This is a genomic window from Herbidospora yilanensis (assembly GCF_001570565.1).
Lineage (GTDB): Bacteria > Actinomycetota > Actinomycetes > Streptosporangiales > Streptosporangiaceae > Herbidospora > Herbidospora yilanensis.
In genome coordinates this window covers 222,839-244,686 of the sequence record NZ_BBXE01000016.1, presented here as the reverse complement: position 1 = coordinate 244,686, position 21,848 = coordinate 222,839, and the positions used below count along the sequence as shown (strand labels likewise).

Here is a 21,848-nt window from a genome sequence, read left to right as displayed (position 1 = left end):
GCCCGAGATCACCGAGTTGACCTATTGTTTGCGGACGCCCGATGGAAAGGGGAATCGCCCTTCGGGGACGTCGGCGTCTATTCTTAGCGACTACGCTTACTGACAGACCCGCATCGAGCGCGGGTGACCATCAGGAGACTCCCGTGCCCAACTCGAAGGTTCGCAAGAAGGCCGTCTACACCCCGCCGCAGAAGACGACGACGGTCAAGGTGAGCCCCCGCTGGCTGGCGCCGGTTATGGTGGCGTCCTGGATCCTCGGCATCGGCTGGATCGCGGCCTATTACATCATCGGCCGCACGGGCCCCGTGTTCGAGCCGCTCGGCAACTGGAACCTGGCGATCGGGTTCGCCCTGATCATCTTCGGTGTGGTGCTCTCCACCAAGTGGCGTTGACCACAGCCACGACGACGGGCTGACGCTTTCCACAGGTTTTTCCACAGCCTGGGGAAGCATCAGCCCGGGTTCGTTCACTGCGTGCTCATCTGCCGTTGGATTTCGGCGATGAGCGCGTAGGGCTCGGCGAAGTAGACCGTCAGCACCAGCACGAGCAGCACCGCGGCCACGCCGGCCCACTGGATGACCGCCCGGTTGCGCTGGGGCGCGTAGGCGAAGATGATCGCCACCAGCGCGCCCACGACCAGGCCGCCCAGGTGGCCCTGCCAGCTGATGCCCGGGATCACGAAGGTCACGAAGACGTTGATCCCGATCAGCCAGATCACTCCGCGGGCGTCGTAGCCGAGGCGGCGGGCCATCACGAACAACGCGCCGAACAGGCCGTAGATGGCGCCCGAGGCGCCGACCGCCGAGTAGGCGCTGAACAGGTAGACGGCGACCGAGCCGCCCAGCGCGGCGGTCAGGTAGAGCGCCGCGAACCGCAGGTGGCCCAGGCGGCGTTCGAGTTCCGGCCCGATGACCCACAACGCCCACATGTTGAACAGGATGTGGGTGATCGCGAAGGCCGACGTGGGCCGGGAGTGCAGGAAGGCGCCGGTGATCAGCCGCCAGAATTCGCCTTGGTAGATGTGGAACGGCGAGGTGGCGAACTGGTTGACGAACTCGTTGCCCAGCACCAGCTCGGCCAGATAGGCCACCACGTTGAGGCCGAGCAACGCCCAGGTGACCCGGGGCACGGTGACGTGGCCGCCGCCGAACTGGGACCGGGCCTGCCGGACCCCCTTGTTGCCCTCACGGACGCACTCGACGCACTGGAAGCCCACGGCGGCGTTCTGCATGCAGTCGGGGCAGATGGGCTTGTCACACCGCTGGCAGCGGACGTAGGTCTCGCGCTCGGGGTGCCGGTAGCAGGTGGGCACCGCCGCCGAGCCCGGTTCCATCGAGGGAGGCTGGGTGGTCAATTGGGTCCTTCCGGAGGGGCCTTACCACAGCCTGCCATACGGAAACGGCGGAGGCGCCCACCGTGGGGCGCCTCCGCCGTGGGCGATCAGACCCGGTCGATGGTGACCGACTCCAGGACGACTTCCTTGATCGGCCGGTCGCGGCCGTCGGTCTCGGTGGTGGCGATCGCGTCGACCACGTCGGTGCCCTCGATGACCTCGCCGAAGATCGTGTGCCCCTGGTTGAGGTGGGGGGTCTTGGCGACGGTGATGAAGAACTGCGAGCCGTTGGTGCCCTTGCCGAACCGCTTGCCCGCGTTGGCCATGGCCAGCAGGTAGGGACGGTTGAACTGGTTGTCGACGTGGATCTCGTCGTCGAAGTCGTAGCCGGGGCCGCCGATGCCCTGGCCCAGCGGGTCGCCGCCCTGGAGCATGAACCCGGCGATCACGCGGTGGAAGACCGTGCCGTCGTAGAGCTTGGCGTTGGTCTTCTGGCCGGTCTCGGGGTGGGTCCACTCCCGGGTGCCTTCGGCGAGCTCGACGAAGTTGCGCACGGTCTTCGGCGCCTGGTTCGGCCAGAGCTTGATTTTGATCGTGCCCCGGTTGGTGTTCAGGGTCGCGATGAGGTTCTCAGCCATGCGTGGCCGCCCCCTTTGTGTCACAGACTCGATGTTTTCCAAGGGCAAGGGTAGCGATCGTCCGGAGCGCCCCTGGTGATGATTGAGGGGCATTCGACCGGGAAGGTGACGACTCGGGGCCCCAATTCGACAGGGGAGGTTGTCGTGTCCCGGACAATGAAGAAGAAGGCGCGCGCCGCGCTCGACTATCCAGACACATGGGCGAGCCGGGCCAAACACTCGGCCTACCGCACGGCGGGCAGGGTCGGCCCGATGGCCGGAATGGCCCGTGACAGCGCGATCGGCATGGCCGGAAACGCGCGCGACTACGCGGGCACCGCCCGTGACGTCGCGACGAGCCGACTCGAAGACGCCCGCTACTGGGCCGCCCCGCGGCTTGACCACGCGGCCGTGTCGTTCGAGGAGCAGATCGCGCCGAGGGTGGCCGCGATCATGGCCGAGATGGCGCGGCGGATCGACCCGGCGCCGCCGATCATCAGGCGGCGCACCCGGATGCCGCTGATGGTGCTGATGGGCGGGCTGGCGATGGGCGCGATCGGCTTCGCGCTCTACAAGCGGAACGCCCGGCAGTGGGCGGACACCATGTCCGAAACCAAGGACGCCGTCCGCGGCAAGGTCGAGCACGTGCGGCACCGCGCTCAGCAGGCCGGCGAGACGATGGAGCAGAAGGCCGAAGAGATGCAGAACCGGATGTCCTGAGGCCCTGTCCGGAGGAGCCGGCGCCCATGATCGGGCGCCGGCTTCTTTGTGTATGGAGGCACCTTTGGGGCAGTCTTGGCTCTCGTGACGGACAAATCCGTTTCTTCCGGGCCCCCGCACGTCGAGGCGCCCATCGCACACGCCCCCATCGGCGCCGTGGCCGAACCGCCGCCCCCGCCCGAACCCGAGCCGACCGGCGAGCACAAGCTGCCGTTCGGCCGTCCCGGCAAGCCCATGGGCAACAGCCCGTTCATGTTCGGCCTGGTGGCCGCGCTGGGTGTGCTGACCGCCTGGTGGCTGGTGCAGATGGTGGCCGCCGCCGGGTCGGTCCTGGTGCTGATCGTGGTGTCGCTGTTCCTCGCGATCGGGCTCAACCCGGCCGTCGAGTGGCTGCACGGCCGCGGCATGGCCCGCATCTGGGCGATCACCATCGTGTTCGTCGGGGTGATCGCGTTCTTCGCGATCTTCGCGGTCTCGATCGTGCCCGCCCTCACCGAGCAGACGACCGGATTCATCCAGGACGTGCCGACACTCGTACGGCAACTCCAGAACCATCCCCTGATCCGGTCGCTCGACCAGGAGTACCAGGTACTGGACAAGCTGACGGAGTACGTCACCAGCGGCGACCTGGCCAGCCAGCTCTTCGGCGGCATCCTGGGCGTGGCCGGGGTGGTGATCAGCGCCGTGTTCAGCTTCCTGACGGTGCTGGTGCTGACGCTCTATTTCCTCGGGTCGCTGAACTCGATCAAGGAGTCGGGCTACCGGCTGGTGCCGCGCTCGCGGCGCGAGCGGGTGACCAAGCTCGTGGACGAGGTGATCAGGCAGATCGGCGGCTACGTCGGCGGCAACCTGATCATCTCCCTGATCGCCGGCGTGGTGACGTTCATCTTCCTGACCATCGCCGGGGTCCCCTACGCCCTGGCGCTGGCGATCTTCGTGGCGGTCACCGACCTGATCCCCATGGTCGGCGCGGTCATCGGCGCCGTGGTGGCCTCGCTGGTCGGGCTGCTGACCTCGTTGCCCGTCGGCATCGCGTGCGTGATCTTCTTCGTGATCTACCAGCAGATCGAGAACTACGTGATCTCGCCGAGGGTGTTCAAGTCGTCGGTCGACGTGCCCCCGATCGCGACGATCATCGGCGCCCTGCTGGGCGGCGCGCTGCTCGGCGTCGTGGGCGCCCTGCTCGGCATCCCGCTGGCCGCCGCGCTGCTGCTGGTCCTGCGGGAGGTGGTCCTGCCCCGGCAGGAGAAGCTCTGACTAGTGGTGGGCGTGGGCGTACTCCTCGCGGCGGAACAACATCACCGCGAGCATGAGCGGGAACATGATCACGTGGGTGACCATCATCAGGCCGTGGTCGTCGAGCACACCGGCCCAGAACAGCGGGAAGGCCACGAGCGCGGGCGCGTACATGGCGGCGCACATCTCCAGGGTGCGCGGCCATGAGTGCCCGCGCAGCAGCATGACCACGGCCATCCCGATCGACATGTTGGTCGCCATGACCAGATAGCCCGCCTCGGGGCCGAAGTCCCAGCGGCCGGTGATCAGGCCGAGCAGGAACATCCCGGCGAACATCGCGAGGACCATCTCAAGGTAGTGGAGGACGAATCGTTTCCAGTTCATGCGGTCGAGGATGGTCCGCGAGAAGGAGACGAACCTACATCCGAAGGCCAATGTGTCCGGAAACCTGGGCTCTTAGTCTGCTGTCATGCGGAGAGTCGTGGTCGTCGGGTATCCCGCCGCCGAATTACTGGACATCGCCAGCGTCACCAGCTCACTGATCATGTCCAACCTGTTCGGCGCCGCGCCTCCCTACGACGTCTCGTTCGCCACCCTCGGCGGCCGTCCCGTCGTCTGCGCCAGCGGGCTGACCCTGGCCGCGCAGACCACGCTCGAACACGAGACCGGCCCGCTCGACACCCTGATCATCGCCGGCGGGATCGGCTGCGACGACGCCGCGGGCAACCCCCTGCTGGTCGCCCACATCAGACGGCTCGCCAAGGTCACCCGCCGGGTCGCCTCGGTCTGCACGGGCGCGTCGGTGCTGGCCGCAACCGGCCTCCTCGACGGCCGCCGCGCCACCACCCACTGGTGGGACGCCGCCCGCCTGGCCGCCCGCCACCCGCAGATCACGGTCGACCCCGACCCGATCTTCATCCGCGACGGCGCGGTCGCCACCTCGGCCGGGGTGACCGCCGCGCTCGACCTCACGCTGGCCTTCATCGAGGAGGACCACGGCGCCGAAGTGGCCCGGATGACCTCGCGGCACCTGGTGACCTACCTCCAGCGCCCCGGCAACCAGGCCCAGATGAGCATGTTCGTCAAACCCCCCGCCCCCGACGGGCCGCTGAGCACCCTCACCGCCTTCATCGGCGCCAACCTGTGCGACGACCTGTCGACGTCCGCCCTCGCCCGCCGCGCCGGAACGAGCGAACGCCACCTGACCCGCCTGTTCGTGAAGCACCTGGGCTCGTCGCCGGCCCGATACGTACGCGAGGCCCGGCTGGAGGCGGCGGCGCGGCTGCTGGAGACGACCGACCTGACGATGGCGGTGATCGCCCAGCGGACCGGATTCGGCCGGGCCGAGTCGCTGCGGCAGGCCTTCACCAGCCGCTTCGGCATCGCACCCTCGGCCTTCCGGAAGAACCGTTAGAAGAGCGTCAGCGGCTCCACCTCCGGAGGCTCGGGCAGCGGCTCCAGTTCGGGGAGCCGGGCCCGGACCTCCTCGTGGAAGCGCCGGTTCAGGGTCAGCGCGTCGACGTTGTCGGGGGTGTGCACGAACATCGTCGGCGAACGGCCCTCCTTCAGCCACTCGACGGTCTTGTCCACCCAGAAAGCCCAGCCCTCGACGGTCCGGTCGGGGTCGTCGCGGCCGATGTAGCGGATCAGCGGGCGGTCGGTGAGCGCGCGGTCCCTTCTGGGCATCCGCGGTTTCCTCGTCCAGGCCTCGCGCTCGGTGTCGGAGGTCGGCGGGCGCTCGAACAGGACGGTGGTGTCGAAGGGCACCCATTCGGCGTCTCTGACGGCCAGGGCCCTCTCCAGCGCCGCGATCGCCCGGTCGTCGTCGAAGAAGGCCCGGTGGCGGACCTCGACGGCGTATCGGTGGTCTCCGGGCAGGTTGCGGAGGAAGGCCGCCAGGGTGCCGACGTCGAGGGGGCCGAAACCGCTGGGGAGCTGGATCCACAGGGCGTGGTTGCGGGGGCCCAGGGGTTCCATCGTGTGCAGGAACGCCCTCAGTTCGTCGGCCGCGCCGGTCAGGTGGCGTTCGTGGGTGATGGTCTTGGGGAGCTTGATCAGGAAGCGGAAGCCGGGGCCGGTCTGGCGGGCCCACGACTCGACCGTCTCGCGCGACGGGACGGCGTAGAAGGTCGTGTTGCCCTCGACGGCGTTGCAGTAGGTCGCGTAGTCGGCCAGGCCCTGTGACGGCCACGATTTCTGATTCCACATCGCACAGCCCACGTGCAGGTCCATGAGGTCATGCAATCACCTGGGCGGAGGTGACGAAAACGGGAACGGCCAGGAACAGCCGGCCTTCCGCCGCCCTCCGGCGCTGGTCGTCGCGCCAGGCGGTGATCTCCTCGCCCTCCTGGCCCTTGGCCAGGTTCAACACGGCGGGCAGGCCCTCCGGGCCGGAGAGCACGGTGCCGAGGATCTCGGTGGCGACGTCGGTGAATCCCGCTGCACGCAGCAGGTGGTGGGCCTTGCGGGCGGCCCTCCTTCCGGAAGAACCTCTTCCCGAATGTTTCATGACCCCTCCCAGGTGGGCGGTTCGCCCTGATCCCGAACGTTGCGCGCTGAAATATTTCGGATCAGTCTCGGAATATTTCGAACGCTCGGAGGAAGCATGAAACGACTGCTGGTAGCCCTGTTGATCCTGGCCGCGGGGCTGTTACCCCTGCGGCCGGCCCAGGCGGCGTCGCTCGTCGAGGTGACGGGTTTCGGGACCAACCCCACCAACCTGCGCATGCACCTGTACGTCCCCGACAACGTCGCCCCGCGCCCGGCGATCCTGGTGGCGGTGCATTACTGCACCGGGACGGGCCCGGCCTTCTACTCGGGCACGGAGTTCGCCTCCCTCGCCGACCGGTACGGCTTCATCGTGATCTACCCGTCGGCGACCCGCAGCGGCCAGTGTTTCGACGTCTACACCTCCGGCGCGCTCACCCACAACGGAAACAGCGACCCCGTGGGCATCGTCTCGATGGTCGACTACGTGAAGTCGCGCTACAACGCCGACCCGAACCGCGTCTTCGCCACCGGCGCGTCCTCGGGCGGCATGATGACCAACGTCCTGCTGGGCGACTACCCCGACGTGTTCCGGGCCGGGGCGGCGTTCATGGGGGTGCCGTTCGCCTGTTTCGCCACCACGGGCGGGTCGACGTGGAACAGCCAGTGTGCCAACGGGCAGCTCATCAGGACCGCGCAGCAGTGGGGTGACCTGGTGCGCGGCGCCTACCCGGGCTACACCGGGTCCCGGCCGAGGATGCAGATCTGGCACGGCACCGAGGACGCCACGCTGCGCTACCCGAACTTCCAGGAGCAGATCAAGCAGTGGACGAACGTCCACGGCCTGTCGCAGACGCCGACCTCCACCGACACCCCGCGCTCGGGCTGGACGCGGACCCGCTACGGCACCCAGGTCGAGGCGATCAGCCTCCAGGGGGTGGGCCACAACCTGCCGCTGTCCGGCCAGGCCGCGATGGCCATCAGCTTCTTCGGCCTCGACGGTTCCCAGCCGTCGCCCTCCCCGACGCCCACGCCCACGCCGACCCCCACGCCCACCCCGACGCCTACTCCGACGCCCACGCCGACTCCCGACAACGGGCCCTGCCGGGTGGCGTACACCGTCAATCCCTGGAACACCGGGCTGACGGCCAACGTGACGATCACCAACACCGGGACCAGCCCGATCAACTCGTGGAACCTGGCCTTCACGCTGCCCTCCGGGCAGACGGTGACCTCGGCGTGGAACTCCACGGTCTCACCGGCCAGCGGGAACGTCACGGCACGGAACCTGACCTACAACGCGACGATCCCCGTGAACGGGACCCAGTCGTTCGGGTTCAACGCCAACCACAGCGGCAACACCGCGCGGCCGAGCGCGTTCACGCTGAACGGAACCGCCTGCGCCGTCGCGTGACCCCGAAACGGCCTGGCTCCGGCCAGGCCGTTTTATGGGACGTTACGGTGTCACCATGAGTGAACCCCCGCGTACCCACTGGCTCCGGCGCTGGCCGGGGCTGGTGCTCGCGCTGCTCGCCGTGCTCGCCACGGCGATCGACAACCGGGTGATCGCGCAGAACGTGCGGCCGGGGTTGGCGGAGGTCCAGCGTCCCCCCTTCGAGCTGCCCATCTGGCTGCACGGGCCGATGTTCGCCTTCCTCTCGCTCACCTTCGCCCTGATCGCCGGCCTGCTCTGGTACGAGCAGGCCCGGCCCCTCGCCCTGTGGTGGTGGGTGGCCCAGTTGGTCGCCTACTTCCTGTGGGCGCCGCTCTCGCTCGGGCTGCGCCTCCACTATCTGGCCGCGATCGACGCGGCGATCTTCCTCCTTCTGCAGGTCGTCGGCTTCTTCGTCTTCTGGCGCGACAGCAGGATGGCGGCCCTGCTGTTGTTGCCGTTCATGGCCTGGACGGTCTATCTCGCCGCGCTGAGCTACGAGTTCGGCCGGCTCAACACGTAGGCAGGCGCCATGAACTCCTCCGTGTCCATGCGGTTGGGTCCCTTCCCCTGGGGACCTCCGCTATCTAGATTCGTCCCATGATTCGTGTCTTCCTGCTCGACGACCACGAGGTCGTGCGGCGTGGAGTGGCGGCGCTGCTGGAGTCGGAGGACGACATCGAGGTCGTCGGCGAGGCCGGCACCGCCGCCGCGGCCGTCGCGCGCATCCCCGCCCTGCGGCCCGACGTGGCCATCCTCGACGTCCGGCTGCCCGACGGCGACGGTGTCAAGGTCTGCCGCGACGTGCGCAGCCTGGTGCCGGGGCTGGCCTGCCTGATGCTCACCTCCTACGCCGACGACGACGCGCTCTTCGAGGCCGTGATGGCCGGGGCGGCGGGCTACGTGCTGAAGCAGATCCACGGCTCCGACCTGGTGGGCGCGGTCCGCACGGTCGCCGCTGGGCAGTCGCTGCTCGACCCGCAGACCACCGCGTCGATGCTCCACCGGCTGCGCGGCCAGGCCGGCCGCACCGACCCGCTGGCGGCGTTGTCGGACCAGGAGCGCACGATCCTGGAGCTGATCGGCGAGGGGCTGACGAACCGGCAGATCGGAGAGCGCATGTATCTGGCGGAGAAGACCGTCAAGAACTACGTCTCGAACCTGCTGGCCAAGCTGAACATGCAGCGGCGCACCCAAGCGGCGGCGCTTGCGGCCCGGATGAGGGCAGATCGGCGCGATTAATAGGACTTAGGTCCCTAATCCGCTATATGCCGTTACCGGCAGACTCACGACATGAGAATCGACTCGGCCGGGCTTTCGGTGTTGTCACGGGAGGAATGCCTGCGCCTGCTGGCCACCACGCCCATCGGGCGGCTGGTCTTCACCTTCCGGGCGCTGCCCGCCGTCCAGCCGGTCAACTACGTCCTCGACGGGGAGACCGTCGTCATCAGGACCGCCATCGGTTCCCGCCTGGCCGCCGCGACCCGTGACGCCGTGGTGGCGTTCGAGATCGACGACATCGACCGGGAGACCGGGTCGGGCTGGTCGGTGACCGTGCTCGGGCACGCCCGAGGGGTCACCGCGCCCGAGGAGGTCGCCCGGTTGTCGGCGCTGCCGTTGATGCCCTGGGCGCCCTCGGCGTTCGACCACTTCGTGACACTCTCGACCGACGAGGTCTCGGGCCGCAGGATCAATTGACGGGCACGCTCCAGCGGAGGCGGGTTCTCCAGCCGTCGGCCGAGCCGATCGTGAACGAGCCGCCCAGCAGGACCGCTCTCTCCTCCAGGTTGCGCAGGCCGCTGCGGCGGCCCCCGTCGGCGATGCCGACGCCGTCGTCCTGGACGGTCAGCGTGAGCACGCCGTCGGTCACCTCGGCCACCACTTCGGCGCGGGAGGCCTTCGCGTGGCGTACGAGATTGGAGAGCGCCTCGCGCAGAACGGCGAGGAGCTGTTCGGCGACCGCGTCGCCCACGGCGTTGTCGAGCCAGCCGTCCATCCGCAGGCCGGGCATGAAGCCCAGGTGGCCGCGGGCGCCCTCGACCAGTTCGACGATGTGGGAGCGGAGGCTCTGCTCGCCCATCACGGCCGGCGACTGCAGGGCGAAGATGGTGGAGCGGATCTGCCTGATCGTCTCGTCGAGTTCGTCGATGGTGTGCCTGACCCGGGTCGCCGCCTCGGGGTGTTCGACGAGCTTGACCGTGCTCATCAGCGTCATGGCGGTGGCGAACAACCGCTGGATGACGACGTCGTGCAGGTCTTTGGCGATGCGGTGGCGGTCTTCCAGCAGGCCCAGGCGCTCGGCGTCCTCCCGGGCCTCGGCCAGTTCCAGCGCGATCGAGGCCTGGTCGGCGAAGGCGCTCAGCATGCGCAGCAGCGACGGCGTGAACGGCAACCGGCCCGGACGCTTGCCGAGCTGGAGCATCGCGCGCACCGAACCGACGCGGCCCAGCGGTATCGACGCCTGGTCGACGAGGTCGGCGAGGTCGCCGTCGACGATCTCGGTGCCGTTGCCGAAGCGCAACACGGCGACGTCGGCATCGGCCATCTCGCGGGCCCGGCCGACGACGTGGGTGAGCACCTCGTGGGGCCCGGCGCCCGACAGCAGGCTCGTGGTCACCTCGGACGACGCCTGCAGCCACATCTCGCGGCGGCGGGTCTCCTCGAACAGGCGGGCGTTCTCGATGGCGACGCCGGCGGCCGTGGCGAGCGCGGTGACGACCGCCTGGTCCTCCTCGTCGAACTCGGCGCCGCCGCGCTTCTCGGTCAGGTAGAGGTTGCCGAACACCTCGTCGCGCACCCGCAGCGGCACCCCGAGGAAACTGCCCATCGGCGGGTGGCCGGGCGGAAAGCCGTAGGAGTCGGGGTGGTCGGAGATCCGCGCCAGCCGGAGCGGCTTCGGCTCCTTGATGAGCAGCCCGAGCAGCCCGAGGCCGTGGGGCCAGTGCTCGATGCGGGCGATCTCCTCCTCGCTCAGCCCGACCGGGATGAACTCCAGGAGCGTGGACTCCTCGCCCACCACGCCGAGCGCGCCGTAGGTGGCGTCGACCAGCCGGGCGGCGGTCTCCACGATCCGGCCCAGCACGATCTCCAACTGGAGGTCGCTGCCGATGAGGACCACGGCTTCGAGCAGGGAGTGGACGCGGTCGCGGGTGGCCAGCACGGCTTCGAGCCGGGTCTGGAGCTCGGCCAGCAGCTCGTCGAGACGCATGCTGGGCACGAGGGGGTGAGCCATGCCGACATTCTGCTCCTAACCGGCGGGACTTTGGTCCTTTCGGGGCGAGCCGTCCGGCCCTACTGGGGGAACCTCGACGCGGGCAGCCTGTCGGCGTGGATTCCATTCCTGGTGAGGTGGCCGTGCTGGCACGGTCGGAGGCGGTGCTGGCGGCGCTCGTCGACGTGCTGCCGGTGTGTTCCTACGTGCGGGCCGACGACGCGGAGATGTTGTCCCATTGGGGCGACGACCCGCAGACGACCGTCATCGTCGTCGACTCGCTGGGCGATCCCCGCGAGTTCGCGCAGGTGGCGGCGCGGGTCAGCCGGCGCAAGCCGATCGTGGTCCGCACCCCGGCCGGGATCACCGAAGGGCTGGCGGCGCTCGCCCGCGCGACCGGGGTGATCCTCGTCGAAGGGCTGCGTGACCTGGTCGACACGGTCCGGCTGCTGGCCTACCAGCCGCTCCCGGCGGGCCGCCGGGTGGCCGTCAGCGGCGACCTGCTGCACGCCGACGCGGCGACGACGCTGCTCCCGCACGCGGCCGACGCCGACGCCGACGCGTGTCTGGTCGTCGCGCCGTTCGGAGCGGACCTGGGGACGGCGTGGAAGACCGTGCTGGCGGCCGAGCGGAAGGTGACGACGCTGGCGTGCGTGCTCGGCCAGGACGGGCTGGTCGGGGGCCGGGTGCCGTGTTACGCCTACCCGGAGCAGGCGGTCGGCGCACTGGCGCGGGTGGCGGCGTATGCGGAGTGGCGGCGTACCGCGCCCGAATGGCTCTTCGTGGGCGACGACCCGGAGGCGCACGGCCTCGTCCACGACACGCCTCGGCTGCTGGCCCACTTCGGCATCACGCTGGGCGCCTCCTGGCCGGGCGTGGAGATGACCGTGCGGGGCGTCAACGACCCGGTGACCGGGCCGCTCGTGGTGGTCGGCTACGGCGGGGTGGTCGCCGAACTGACCGGCGACCGGGCCTGCCGGGTCCCGCCGCTCGGGCCGGAGACCGCCGCCGAGATGATCGCCGACCTGCGCTGCTCACCCCTGCTGTACGGCTACCGCGACCATCCCAAGGCCGACACGACCGCGCTGGGCGAACTGCTGACGCGGGTCGGCCGCCTGATCGCGACCCTCCCGGAGGTGACGTCGATCGACCTGTCACCGGTGACCGTCTCGTCGAAGGGCGTGACGGTCACCGGGGCGCGGGTGAGAAGGGCCGACGGCCGCGACGATCGCGACCGACGGCACTCCACTCAGTAGTGGTGGTGTTTGTTGTGGTGCTTGTGGTGCTTGTTGTGATGCTTCTTGTGGGGGTGATCACTGTGGTGCGGCGGGTCGCGATGTGACGGCGCGGACGCGGCCGTCGTGGTGGTCTGCGTCGCCGCCTCGGTGGCCGACGCCGACGTGGCCACGGGCCCGAACACCAGGGCCGCCGCTCCGGCGAGCCCCGCACCGACTGCGGCCACTCTCTTCTTCTCCATCGGAGATCCCCTTCCGGCTTAGCGGTACCTCCACCGTGACCACGGCCTTCTTGACGAGTCCAGTGGTCACGGCCCGGATTGGAGGGGGCTTTACAGCGGCCTTAGAAGTCGGCGTCGAAGCTGACCGTGCCCGTGACGCCGACCTGGTAGGCCGAGACCTTGCGCTCGAAGAAGTTCGAGAGCTCCTGCACGTCCTGGAGTTCCATGAAGGCGAAGGGGTTCTTCGAGCCGTAGAGGGGCAGGATGCCGAGCTGGGCCAGCCGGCGGTCGGCGACGTGCTCCAGGTAGAGGCGCATGTCGGCGATCGACATGCCCGGCACCCCCTGGTTGAGGAGGTCTTCGGCGAACTGGGCCTCGCAGTCGACCGCCTCGGCGAGCATCTGCCTGATCTGGGCGATCAGGTCGTCGTCGAACAGGTCGGGCTCCTCGGCGCGGGCGACCTCGACGACGTCGAACGCGAACGCCATGTGCATCGACTCGTCGCGGAACACCCAGTTCGTGCCCGAGGCCAGGCCGTTCAGCAGGCCTCGGGAGCGCAGGAAGTAGACGTACGCGAAGGCGCCGTAGAAGAACAGGCCCTCGATGCAGGCGGCGAAGCAGATGAGGTTGAGCAGGAAGGCCCGGCGGTCGGCCTTGGTCTCCAGGCTCCTGAGGTCGCCGAGTGAGTCGATCCAGCGGAAGCAGAACTCGGCCTTGCGGCTGATCGACGGGATGTTCTCGACCGCCGCGAAGGCCTCGAAACGCTCCTGCTCGTCGGGCACGTAGGTGTCGAGCAGGTTCAGGTAGAACTGCACGTGCACGGCCTCCTCGAAGAGCTGCCGCGACAGGTAGAGGCGCGCTTCGGGGGCGTTGACGTGCTGATAGAGGTTGAGCACCAGATTGTTGGCGACGATCGTGTCGCCCGTGGCGAAGAAGGCCACCAGCCGTGACACCAGGTGGCGTTCGGCGGGCGACAGTCTGCCCAGGTCGGCGAGGTCGGAGTGGAGGTCGACCTCCTCGACGGTCCAGGTGTTCTTGATGGCGTCGCGGTAGCGCTCGAAGAACGCCGGGTAGCGCATCGGGCGCAGGGTCAGGCTCATGCCGGGGTCGAGCAGCATCACTGGCACGCCTCACAGGACTCGGGGTTCTCCAGGGAGCAGACCTCCGCGGCGGTGAGGACCGGCACGGTGGCCTGCTGGATGCGCGTCGCGGGGCGCGAGCGCAGGTAGTACGTGGTCTTGAGGCCCGACTTCCAGGCGTAGAGGTACATCGACGACAACTTGTCGATGGTCGGGCTGGCCATGAACAGGTTGAGCGACTGGCTCTGGTCGATGTACGGGCCGCGTGCCGCCGCCATGTCGACCAACGCCCGCTGGGGCAGTTCCCAGGCGGTTCTGAACAGGGTCCTGATCTCGCCGGGCAGTTCGGCGATGCCCTGGACCGAGCCCTCGGCCTGGCGGATGGCCGTGCGGATCGGCTCCGTCCACAGGCCGCGCGCCTTGAGCTCGGCGACCAGCGCGTTGTTGATCTGGAGGAACTCCCCGCTCAACGTCTCGCGCTTGAAGAGATTCGACACCTGCGGCTCGACGCACTCGTAGCAGCCCGCGATCGAGGCGATGGTCGCGGTGGGGGCGACGGCGATCAGCAGGGAGTTGCGCAGCCCGTGCTCGGCGATCTTGGCGCGGAGCGCGGTCCACTCGGGGCTGAGGCCGTGCAGGTCGGGCTGGAGTTTCCCGCGGGCCGCCCAGGTCTCCCCGTACGCCGGATGCGGGCCGTGCTCCGCCGCGAGGTCGGCCGAGGTGTCGAGGGCGGCCAGGTAGATCTCCTCCGAGATCCGGGTGGAGAGCTCCTTTGCCTCGGGCGAGTCGAACGGCAGCCGGAGCGCGAAGAAGACGTCCTGGAGACCCATCAGCCCCAGGCCGACCGGGCGCCAGCGCGGATTGCTCGCCGCGGCCTGCCGAGTCGGGTAGTAGTTGATGTCGATCACCCGGTCGAGGAAGACCACCGCTGTCCTGACGGTCCTGCGCAGCTTCTCCCAGTCGATTCCGCCCTCCGCCAGGTGGGCGGCCAGGTTGATCGAACCGAGGTTGCAGACCGCGGTCTCCTCGTCGTTCGACACCTCGATGATCTCGGTGCACAGGTTCGACAGGTGCACCACGTTGCCCGGCTCGGCGGCCTGGTTGCAGGTGCGGTTCGAGGTGTCCTTGAAGGTCATCCAGCCGTTGCCGGTCTGGGCCAGGGTGCGCATCATCTTGGCGTAGAGGTCGCGGGCGCGGATCCGGCGCACCTGACGGCCGTCCGCCTCCGCCGTCCGGTAGACCTCGTCGAAGGCCTCGCCCCACAGGTCGGGCAGCTCGGGCAGCTCGTTCGGGTCGAACAGCGACCACATCTGATCGGCCTCGACGCGGCGCATGAACTCGTCGGGGATCCAGTTGGCCAGGTTCAGGTTGTGGGTGCGGCGGGCGTCCTCGCCGGTGTTGTCCCGCAGCTCCAGGAACTCCTCGACGTCGGGGTGCCAGGGCTCCAGGTAGACGCACGCGGCGCCCTTCCGCCGGCCGCCCTGGTTGACGGCGGCCACGGAGGCGTCGAGGGTGCGCAGGAACGGGACGATCCCGTTGGAGTGGCCGTTGGTGCCCTTGATCAGGGCGCCCCTCGATCGCACGCGGGACCAGGAGATGCCGATGCCGCCGGCGAACTTCGACAGGTGGGCGACCTGGGCGTACCGCTCGTAGATCGAGCCGAGTTCGTCGCGCGGGGAGTCGACCAGGTAGCACGACGACATCTGGGTGTGGCCGGTGCCGGAGTTGAACAACGTCGGCGAGCTGGGCAGGTAGGCCAGCGACGACATCAGGCGGTAGAGCTCGACCGCCTCCTCGGGCCGCCGCGCCAGACCGCAGGCCACCCGGAGCAGCCAGAACTGCGGGGTCTCGACGGGGAGCCGGGTCCGGGGGTGGCGGAGCAGGTAGCGGTCGTACACGGTGCGCAGGCCGAAGTACTCGAACCGCCGGTCGTTGGCGGTGTCGATCGTGGCGTCGAGCAGGTCGGCGTGGTCGGCCACGAAGGCGGCGGTGGTGTCGCCGATCAGGCCGAGGGCGTGGCCTTCCTTGATCGACCGGCTGAAGGTGTCGGCGGCCACCTCCTTGGTGATGTACGCCGCCAGCAGCCGGGCGGCCAGCCGGGAGTACTGCGGCTCCTCGCCGATCATCTCGGCGGCGGTCTGGATCGACAACCGGTCGAGTTCCTCGGTGGTGGCGCCGTCGTACAGGCCGCTGATCGTCCTGGTGGCGACCCGCAGCGGCTCGACGTCGGCGAGCCCGCCGGAACAACGTTCGACCGCCCGCACGATCCTGGTCACGTCGACCGGTTCGAGCGAACCGTCACGCTTCTTGATGCGCATCCTCGTTGGAGCCCTCTCCTCGCGAACCCACCGAGGCACGCGGGCGCAGGGCACCCGGGCAGGGCCGTCCCACGCGGCCTCGGACCAAAACGCGATGGCAGGTATTCGGACTCGCGGGCAGGCCTTCGTGAAAGGCGCCTACCGGCCGTCGCTTCCCAGGCCCAGGCCCAGTGCTTGATTGACGGCTTTCGTTCCCGCTCACCGCTGCGGGGCAGTCCCGGATTCGCACCGGGTTCCCTCTTACGGCACCCCGGCTGGCGGGCGGGGCGAACCAACGCGGGAGACACCATATATGGGATCGTTCTCGGCTGTCACATCAACATGTGGTGTGTTGCACCCCCGGATGGATTCCCTTGAACGGGGTGCGCGCAGGATGGGGTGATGGAGCGGAAAACCTGCACCGTGCGGTTGGTGGGCGGGCCGACGGCGTTGCTGGAGATCGGCGGCCTGAAGTTGCTCACCGACCCGACCTTCGACGGGCCGGGACCGATCGTCAGCGGCACCCGTACGCTCATCAAGACCACCGGCCCGGCCGTCCAGCCCCACGAACTGGGCGATCTCGACATCATCCTGCTCTCGCACGATCAGCACGCCGACAACCTGGACCATTCGGGCCGAGCGCTGCTCGACGAGGTGCCGGAGGTGCTGACCACACCCGAGGCCGCCGAGCGCCTCGGGGAGGACGTCACCGGCCTGCCCGCCTGGGACCACGTGACCTTCGAACGGCCCGACGGCGGTTCACTGCGGATCACGTGGGTGCCGGCCGAGCACGGGCCACCGGGCACGGAGGACCTCTTGGGGCCGGTGACGGGTTTCGTGCTGACCGCCTTCGATCTGCCGGCCATCTATGTGAGCGGCGACAACGCCTCGCTCGAAGCGACCAGGGAGATCACGGAGCGGCTCGGGCCGATGGACGCGGGCCTGTTCTTCGCCGGGGCGGCCCGCACCCCCCTGGTCGACGGCTTCCTGACCTTCACGGGCGAGGAGGTCGTCGAGGCGACCCTGATCACCGGCGCCGAGGTGGTCATCCCCCTCCACATGGAGGGCTGGCAACACTTCACCGAGGGCCCGGCCGACCTCCTGGACGCCTTCGAGAAGTACGAGCTCGACGACCGCCTGCGCCTCCTGGAACCGGGCCAGCCGACGTCGTTCTAGTTCTCATATGTGAACCGATTGACAAGATACGGAACTCGATTCCAGAATAGTCACCCGATGTCCGGTTTCGAAGGGTGGCGAGCGGTGCCGTCTCACGTCAGCTACGAGCCGCTCACCCCGACCGCCCTGCTCGACCGGGCCGCCGAGGTCCACGCCGAGCGGCTCGCCGTGGTCGACGGAGACCTGCGGCTGACCTACCGCGAACTGCACGACCGCTGCCTGCGGCAGGCCGGCTTGCTGCGCGGGCTCGGGGTCGAGCCGGGCGACCGCGTGGCCGTGCTGGGGGCCAACTCGCCGCTGCTGCTCGAATCCCACTTCGGCGTGTTGTACGCGGGCGCGGTGCTGGTCACGCTGAACATCCGGCTCGCGGCCGCCGAACTCCGCCACATCCTGGAGCACTCGGGGGCGACCGTCCTCCTGCACGACCCCGAGTTCGCCGAACTGGCCGAGGAGATCGGCGGCGGCCTGCGCGTCGTGGGTCCGGCCGAACACGAACGGCTGCGGGCCGAGGCCGAACCCCACCGGGTCGAGGCCGACGAGCGCGGGCTGATGGCGCTCAACTACACCAGCGGGACCACCGGGCACCCGAAGGGTGTCATGTACCACCATCGCGGCGCCTACCTCCAGTCGCTCGCCATGGTCGCCCACTTCCGGCTCACGCCGGAGACCGTCTATCTGTGGACTCTGCCGATGTTCCACTGCAACGGATGGGCCTTCCCCTGGGCCGTCACGGCGGCCGGCGGGGTCCACGTCTGTCTGCGAAGAGTGGACCCCGCCCAGGTGTGGCGCCTGATCGACGCCGAGGGCGTGACCATGTTCTGCGGCGCGCCGACCGTGCTGATCTCGCTGCTCGAAGTGGCCCCGCCGGCGCGCGGGCGGCGGGTGGCGGTCGCCGTCGGAGGCGCGCCGCCGTCGCCGTCGCTGCTGGCCGGCTGCGAACGCGCGGGCCTCGACATCACTCATCTGTACGGCCTGACCGAGACCTTCGGCCCCGCCGCCATCTGCGACTGGCGGCCCGAATGGAACACGCTGCCCGTGGCCGAGCAGGCCGTCCTGCGGGCCCGTCAGGGCGTCTCCAACCTGGTGTCGTGCACGATCCGCGTGCTGAAGGACGGCACGGACGTCCCCCGCGACGGCGCGACCCTGGGCGAGGTGGCCCTGCGCGGGAACACCGTCATGCTCGGCTACTACCGCGACGACGAGGCGACCCGCCTGGCGGTCCCCGACGGCTGGTTCCGCACCGGCGACCTGGGCGTGCTCCACCCCGACGGCTATCTGGAACTGCGCGACCGGGCCAAGGACGTCATCGTCTCCGGCGGAGAGAACATCTCGTCGATCGAGGTCGAGTCGGCGCTCGCGGCCCACCCGGCCGTGCTGGAGGCCGCCGTCGTGGCGATGCCGGACGAACACTGGGGTGAGCGCCCGATCGCCTACGTGACCCTGCGCGAAGGACACACCGTCTCGCCGGAGGAACTACGTGCTCACGTCAGGGCCCGGCTGGCCGCCTTCAAAGCCCCCGACCGGTACGAGTTCGGCCCGCTACCCAAGACCTCATCAGGCAAAATACGGAAAAACGAGCTGCGTGCGCGGCGGTAAAGTGCAGATACCCCGCAGGTTTATCCACATGAACGGCCATCCAAAATCATGAACTCACTCGTGAAGTCGGCTGATCGCACGCTCGCCATCCTCGATCTGCTGACCGACCACCGCGACGGGCTGACCCTGACGGAGATCCAGCGCCGCCTGGAGATCCCCAAGAGCAGCACGTACACCCTGCTGGTCACGATGGTCACCCGGGGGTTCCTGGAGCAGGACACCGAGAGCCGCAGGTTCCGGGTCGGCATCCGCCTCTGGCAGGCCGGGCAGAGTTACGTCGCCGTCGCCGACCTGGAGAAGGTCGCCCTCCCCTACATGGAGGCGCTGCGCGATGCGCTCAACGAGACCGTCCAGCTCGCCACGCTCGACGGCACCGACAACATCTACATCGCCAAGGTCGACCCCGACCACCAGCTCCGGCTGGCCTCCCGGGTGGGCGTGCGCCTGCCCGCCCACGCCACCGGCATCGGCAAGGCGCTGCTCAGCCAGCTCACCGACGACGAGATCACCGAGCGCTTCACCGGGGTCGCCTTCGCGACCTACACCCCCAACACGATCACGTCGTTGCCGGCGCTGCTGACGGCCATCCGCGAGGTCCGCGAGAACGGCTACGCCACCGACAACTCCGAATACACCCCCGGGGTGTTCTGCATCGCCGCGCCCTTCAGCGGCCACCGGGGCGGCGGCCGGGCCGCCATCAGCGTCTCCATCCCCGAAGTGCGCAGGACCCCCGAGGTCATCACCAGAACCATCGAGAACGTCCGGTCGACCGTCCACCAGCTATCGCTGCGGATGGGCCGCCAGGACGTGTGAGGAAATCAGCAATGGAACTGTTCCGCCACGGCCCCGCGGGGTCCGAGCGCCCCGCCGTCCGCCACGAAGGCCGTGAATACGACCTGACGCCGCTCACCCCCGACCTCGACGGCGACTTCTTCGCCGCCGACGGGATCGATCGTGTCGCGGCGGCCCTGGCGAACGGGGAGCTCCCCCCGATCGCCGCGCGGGGACAACGCGTCGGCCCGCCCGTCGCCCGGCCCGCCGCCGTGGTCTGCATCGGCATGAACTACGCCGCCCACGCGGCCGAGTCGGGCGCCGCGCCGCCGCCCTACCCGGTCGTGTTCCTCAAGCACCCGGGCTGCGTGGTCGGCCCGGACGACGACGTGATCCTGCCTCCCGGCTCGGAGAAGACCGACTGGGAGGTCGAGCTGGCCGTCGTCATGAAGCGCACTCCGCGCTACCTCAAGGACCCCTCCGAGGCGCTCGACTACGTCGCGGGCTACGCGTTGTCCAACGACCTGAGCGAGCGGGCCTTCCAACTGGAGGAGTCGGGCGGGCAGTGGTCGAAGGGCAAGTGCGCCGAGACCTTCAACCCGCTGGGCCCGGTCCTGCGGCCGGCTTCCGAGATCGACCCGACCGGGCTCCGGCTGCGGTCGTGGGTGAACGGCGAGATCCGGCAGGACTCCAGCACGGCCGACATGGTGTTCTCCGTCGCGGAGATCATCCACCACCTGAGCCACTACATGCTGCTGATGCCGGGCGACGTGATCAGCACCGGCACCCCCGAGGGCGTGGCGCTGTCGGGCCGCTTCCCCTATCTGAAGGTCGGCGACGTCGTGACGATGGAGATCGACGGCCTCGGCCGACAGGAACAGGTGATCGTGGCCTACTGATCACAGGCCGGGGATGCGCCGGAGTTCGGTCCCGGTCAGGGTCAGCCTCGCGCCGTCGAAGGCCGCCACGCTGCCCGGACGGCCCGCGCCCACGATCGGGACCACCGGCCCCTGTGCCGTCAACCAGGCCAGCGCGACCGCGTGCGGCGTGACGCCGTGGTCACGGGCGATCTCACCGATCACGGGGTCCGCGGCGATGCGCCGCGCGCCCGCCGGGCCACCGAAGGGCGAATGGACGAGATACTCCAGGCCGTGCCCGGCGCAGTGTCGCGCGATGTCGGGCGAGAAGCGGTTCTGGACCGCGTCGATGCCCTCCAGCCGCCGAAGCCGGTCCAGGGTCACGTTGCAGACGCCGACGCGCTCGACCAGGCCCTCCTCGCGCAGGCGGATCAGCTCGCCCACGGACTCCCGCAGGGGGACCGCGGGGTCGGGCCAGTGGAGGAAGTAGAGGCCGATCGCGCCCAGCCTCGACAGGCTCTCCTCGAAGTGCCGCCGCAGCGTCGAGGGCCTTCCGTCGATCAGGAAGCCGCCGGGGCCGCGCCAGTGGCCGCCCTTGGTGGAGACGGTCACCGATCGCCCGGCGATCCCCCGGGCGATCGGTGACTCGTTGTGGCCGCCCGATGTGCCGGGCGGCGTGTAGGCGTAGGCGGTGTCGACCAGGGTCACCCCGGCGTCGAGCGCCGCGTGGAGGGTGGCGAGGGCGAGGTCCTCGTCGGGGGAGCCGGTCAGCGACCAGCGGGCGCCGCCCAGCGCCACCCGGCTCACGACGCCACGACGCCGTCCGGATAGAGCGTGAGCTGGTCGGCGTCGTACAGGGTCAGGGGGATGTCGGAGACGCGGCGGATGCGCTCGTGGGCGGCCAGGGCCTCGTAGATGTTCTCGCAGATGCCGATCGGCTGGTCGGTCTCCAGGTTGCGGCGGGTGAAGTAGGCGTCGGTGACGGTCACCACGCCCGCCGACGTGTCGATCTCCACGGCCATCGAGGCGCGGTGGTGCGAGCCCGTCCACCAGGTGCGGATGCCGGGCACGACCTCGTCCTCGTCGGCGAGCAGCCTGACCCGGTCCCACGCGTCGTGGGTCAGGTACGACAGGACCTCCGGCGGGAGGCTGGTCCAGCGGTTGTCGTGGGGGTGCTTCTTCGTGCGGTGGAAGTGGGTCCAGCCGCGTTCGGTCAGGCAGATCTCGGCGTTCGGGAAGAGCGGCACGTTCGGCGTCGTGTAGAGCTGCAACGGCGTCAGCAGCACATGGGTCACGTCGGCCGGGGCGATGCCCAGCGCGGCCAGCTGGTCGGGCAGCCACATTCCCGGCTCCCGGCGCATCGCCGCGCGTTCGCCCAGGAAGGCCGCCCAGCCCTCGTTCATCGGGCCCAGGTCCTCGGCCGGGCCGGTGCCGACCAGGGCCGTCACGCCCTCGCCCTGGATCAGGAACGCCTGGAACGCCAGGGTGTACCACCGGTCCCAGTCGGACATCCAGTAGACCTCCGGCCCGGGGACGTCCCCGTCGCCGAGGTGCAGCAGTCTCACCGAATACATGTCTCT

The 21,848-nt window shown here is 69.4% G+C and carries 24 protein-coding genes and 1 riboswitch; of the genes, 13 read left to right on the top strand and 11 right to left on the bottom strand.

Annotation, left to right across the window (positions count from 1 at the left end):
- Positions 1-143: 143 nt before the first annotated feature.
- The gene (locus tag AW273_RS09230; protein ID WP_062347196.1) at positions 144-392 is read left to right on the top strand and encodes a cell division protein CrgA; all 249 of its coding nucleotides are present in this window, start codon (positions 144-146) and stop codon (positions 390-392) included.
- 74 nt (positions 393-466) lie between these two features.
- On the opposite strand, the gene AW273_RS09225 is transcribed toward AW273_RS09230, so the two are convergent.
- Together AW273_RS09225 and AW273_RS09220 are read right to left on the bottom strand one after the other, a co-directional pair.
- The gene (locus tag AW273_RS09225; RefSeq protein WP_062347194.1) at positions 467-1,333 is read right to left on the bottom strand and encodes a rhomboid family intramembrane serine protease; all 867 of its coding nucleotides are present in this window, start codon (positions 1,331-1,333) and stop codon (positions 467-469) included.
- A 107-nt stretch (positions 1,334-1,440) separates the two neighbouring features.
- The gene (locus AW273_RS09220; RefSeq protein ID WP_062347192.1) at positions 1,441-1,971 is read right to left on the bottom strand and encodes a peptidylprolyl isomerase; all 531 of its coding nucleotides are present in this window, start codon (positions 1,969-1,971) and stop codon (positions 1,441-1,443) included.
- A gap of 144 nt (positions 1,972-2,115) precedes the next feature.
- Between AW273_RS09220 and AW273_RS09215 the strand changes: the two genes are divergently transcribed.
- Positions 2,116-2,670, top strand: coding sequence for a hypothetical protein (locus AW273_RS09215; protein WP_157555655.1), 555 nt, complete (start codon positions 2,116-2,118; stop codon positions 2,668-2,670).
- A gap of 84 nt (positions 2,671-2,754) precedes the next feature.
- Positions 2,755-3,927: an AI-2E family transporter gene (locus AW273_RS09210; RefSeq protein WP_232327222.1), complete on the top strand. Its 1,173-nt coding sequence runs from the start codon at positions 2,755-2,757 to the stop codon at positions 3,925-3,927.
- Here AW273_RS09210 and AW273_RS09205 read toward each other — a convergent pair whose 3' ends face one another.
- Entirely contained in the window at positions 3,928-4,290 is a 363-nt protein-coding gene (locus AW273_RS09205; RefSeq protein ID WP_062347393.1) for a hypothetical protein, read from the bottom strand. It abuts the gene before it with no gap.
- A gap of 85 nt (positions 4,291-4,375) precedes the next feature.
- On the opposite strand from AW273_RS09205, the gene AW273_RS09200 reads away from it, so the two are divergent.
- Positions 4,376-5,320, top strand: a complete 945-nt coding sequence (locus tag AW273_RS09200; RefSeq protein WP_062347187.1) for a GlxA family transcriptional regulator — start codon at positions 4,376-4,378, stop codon at positions 5,318-5,320.
- Here AW273_RS09200 and AW273_RS09195 read toward each other — a convergent pair.
- The gene (locus AW273_RS09195) at positions 5,317-6,138 is read right to left on the bottom strand and encodes a DUF72 domain-containing protein (protein WP_062347184.1); all 822 of its coding nucleotides are present in this window, start codon (positions 6,136-6,138) and stop codon (positions 5,317-5,319) included. The genes AW273_RS09200 and AW273_RS09195 overlap by 4 nt on opposite strands.
- Before the next feature lie 4 nt (positions 6,139-6,142).
- Positions 6,143-6,415 (bottom strand): methyltransferase domain-containing protein, encoded by a 273-nt coding sequence (locus tag AW273_RS09190; RefSeq protein WP_062347182.1) that lies wholly within the window; start codon positions 6,413-6,415, stop codon positions 6,143-6,145.
- Positions 6,416-6,511: 96 nt separating this feature from the next.
- Between AW273_RS09190 and AW273_RS09185 the strand changes: the two genes are divergently transcribed.
- From AW273_RS09185 to AW273_RS09170, 4 genes are all read left to right on the top strand, one after another.
- Positions 6,512-7,807, top strand: coding sequence for an extracellular catalytic domain type 1 short-chain-length polyhydroxyalkanoate depolymerase (locus AW273_RS09185; protein WP_062347181.1), 1,296 nt, complete (start codon positions 6,512-6,514; stop codon positions 7,805-7,807).
- Positions 7,808-7,862: 55 nt separating this feature from the next.
- The gene (locus tag AW273_RS09180; RefSeq protein ID WP_198168065.1) at positions 7,863-8,348 is read left to right on the top strand and encodes a TspO/MBR family protein; all 486 of its coding nucleotides are present in this window, start codon (positions 7,863-7,865) and stop codon (positions 8,346-8,348) included.
- Between the two features lie 77 nt (positions 8,349-8,425).
- The gene (locus AW273_RS09175; RefSeq protein ID WP_062347177.1) at positions 8,426-9,067 is read left to right on the top strand and encodes a response regulator; all 642 of its coding nucleotides are present in this window, start codon (positions 8,426-8,428) and stop codon (positions 9,065-9,067) included.
- A 51-nt stretch (positions 9,068-9,118) separates the two neighbouring features.
- Entirely contained in the window at positions 9,119-9,523 is a 405-nt protein-coding gene (locus AW273_RS09170) for a pyridoxamine 5'-phosphate oxidase family protein (RefSeq protein WP_062347175.1), read from the top strand.
- Here AW273_RS09170 and AW273_RS09165 read toward each other — a convergent pair.
- Complete coding sequence (locus AW273_RS09165; protein WP_062347173.1) at positions 9,516-11,057, bottom strand: GAF domain-containing sensor histidine kinase; 1,542 nt, start codon at positions 11,055-11,057, stop codon at positions 9,516-9,518. The two genes, AW273_RS09170 and AW273_RS09165, sit on opposite strands and share 8 nt — an antisense overlap.
- Before the next feature lie 95 nt (positions 11,058-11,152).
- Here AW273_RS09165 and AW273_RS09160 point away from each other — a divergent pair, with 95 nt between their 5' ends.
- Positions 11,153-12,292 (top strand): acetate--CoA ligase family protein, encoded by a 1,140-nt coding sequence (locus AW273_RS09160; protein WP_157555654.1) that lies wholly within the window; start codon positions 11,153-11,155, stop codon positions 12,290-12,292.
- Here the strand turns inward: AW273_RS09160 and AW273_RS09155 are convergent.
- The 3 genes from AW273_RS09155 to AW273_RS09145 form a co-directional block, all read right to left on the bottom strand.
- On the bottom strand, positions 12,286-12,513 hold the full coding sequence (locus AW273_RS09155; protein WP_062347169.1) for a hypothetical protein: 228 nt from the start codon (positions 12,511-12,513) through the stop codon (positions 12,286-12,288). The genes AW273_RS09160 and AW273_RS09155 overlap by 7 nt on opposite strands.
- Positions 12,514-12,614: 101 nt before the next feature.
- Positions 12,615-13,610 (bottom strand): ribonucleotide-diphosphate reductase subunit beta, encoded by a 996-nt coding sequence (locus AW273_RS09150; protein WP_062347167.1) that lies wholly within the window; start codon positions 13,608-13,610, stop codon positions 12,615-12,617.
- Positions 13,610-15,889 carry a ribonucleoside-diphosphate reductase subunit alpha gene (locus tag AW273_RS09145; protein WP_083949623.1) on the bottom strand — a complete coding sequence of 760 codons (2,280 nt, stop codon included), beginning with the start codon at positions 15,887-15,889 and terminating at the stop codon, positions 13,610-13,612. Before AW273_RS09145 ends, AW273_RS09150 begins: the two co-directional genes overlap by 1 nt.
- Positions 15,890-15,968: 79 nt before the next feature.
- Positions 15,969-16,180: riboswitch (cobalamin riboswitch) on the bottom strand.
- 90 nt (positions 16,181-16,270) lie between these two features.
- Between AW273_RS09145 and AW273_RS09140 the strand changes: the two genes are divergently transcribed.
- The 4 genes from AW273_RS09140 (at position 16,271) to AW273_RS09125 (ending at position 20,310) form a co-directional block, all read left to right on the top strand.
- Complete coding sequence (locus AW273_RS09140; RefSeq protein ID WP_062347163.1) at positions 16,271-17,044, top strand: MBL fold metallo-hydrolase; 774 nt, start codon at positions 16,271-16,273, stop codon at positions 17,042-17,044.
- Positions 17,045-17,128: 84 nt separating this feature from the next.
- Positions 17,129-18,640 (top strand): AMP-binding protein, encoded by a 1,512-nt coding sequence (locus AW273_RS09135; RefSeq protein WP_232327221.1) that lies wholly within the window; start codon positions 17,129-17,131, stop codon positions 18,638-18,640.
- A 48-nt stretch (positions 18,641-18,688) separates the two neighbouring features.
- A complete protein-coding gene (locus AW273_RS09130; RefSeq protein WP_062347158.1) occupies positions 18,689-19,453 on the top strand; it encodes an IclR family transcriptional regulator in 765 nt (254 codons plus the stop codon).
- An 11-nt stretch (positions 19,454-19,464) separates the two neighbouring features.
- Positions 19,465-20,310 carry a fumarylacetoacetate hydrolase family protein gene (locus AW273_RS09125; RefSeq protein ID WP_062347155.1) on the top strand — a complete coding sequence of 282 codons (846 nt, stop codon included), beginning with the start codon at positions 19,465-19,467 and terminating at the stop codon, positions 20,308-20,310.
- Here the strand turns inward: AW273_RS09125 and AW273_RS09120 are convergent, their stop codons facing one another.
- Positions 20,311-21,075: an aldo/keto reductase gene (locus AW273_RS09120; protein WP_062347153.1), complete on the bottom strand. Its 765-nt coding sequence runs from the start codon at positions 21,073-21,075 to the stop codon at positions 20,311-20,313.
- Positions 21,072-21,842, bottom strand: a complete 771-nt coding sequence (locus AW273_RS09115) for an MBL fold metallo-hydrolase (RefSeq protein WP_062347152.1) — start codon at positions 21,840-21,842, stop codon at positions 21,072-21,074. The genes AW273_RS09120 and AW273_RS09115 overlap by 4 nt, the downstream gene beginning before the upstream one ends.
- Between the last annotated feature and the right edge of the window lie 6 nt (positions 21,843-21,848).